Annotated in this window: 2 tRNA genes; both read left to right on the forward strand. The window is 53.9% G+C overall.

What is annotated here, in order from left to right:
- Positions 1-123 precede the first annotated feature (123 nt).
- Positions 124-200, forward strand: a tRNA-Ile gene (locus QC818_RS18315).
- A gap of 173 nt (positions 201-373) precedes the next feature.
- Positions 374-449 (forward strand) — tRNA-Ala (locus QC818_RS18320).
- The last annotated feature ends 158 nt before the right edge of the window (positions 450-607 follow it).

Genomic DNA, 607 nt, shown 5'->3' on the forward strand with positions numbered 1-607 from the left:
GGGAACCTGCGGCTGGATCACCTCCTTAATCGACGACGTCACCGGCACTCGGCAAGTGCTCACAATGAATTACCTGATCGGCCAGAGCAAAGACTGTTTGGGTATAGGCCCAGCGTGACCAATGGGTCTGTAGCTCAGTTGGTTAGAGCGCACCCCTGATAAGGGTGAGGTCGGCAGTTCAAGTCTGCCCAGACCCACCATTCTCTCGCTCAGTTGGTTAGAGCGCACCCCAGGGTGTGAAAGAGAGGAGGGTGAGGTCGCCGGGGTTCTTCAAGCCTGCCCAGACCCACCATTCCAAGTCGGAAGAAATAAGAGGCAAGAGGTAAGAAGAGGTTTACTTCACTCTTCCTTCTTCACTCTTCTCTCTTGTACAGGGGCCTTAGCTCAGCTGGGAGAGCGCCTGCCTTGCACGCAGGAGGTCAGCGGTTCGATCCCGCTAGGCTCCACCATCCTCCCGACAGTCGCATCGTGACGAGACCAGTCGCAAGTCTTGAGAGAGAAGGCTTTCTTCCTTCTTCGCTCTTATGACTTCCGACTGTTCTTCGAACAGTCGCTCTTTAACAATGTGAATCATGCTGACAAAGTTCCTTTCGAAAGAAAGGACATG

The organism is Halomonas koreensis, from assembly GCF_031451675.1.
GTDB lineage: Bacteria > Pseudomonadota > Gammaproteobacteria > Pseudomonadales > Halomonadaceae > Halomonas > Halomonas koreensis.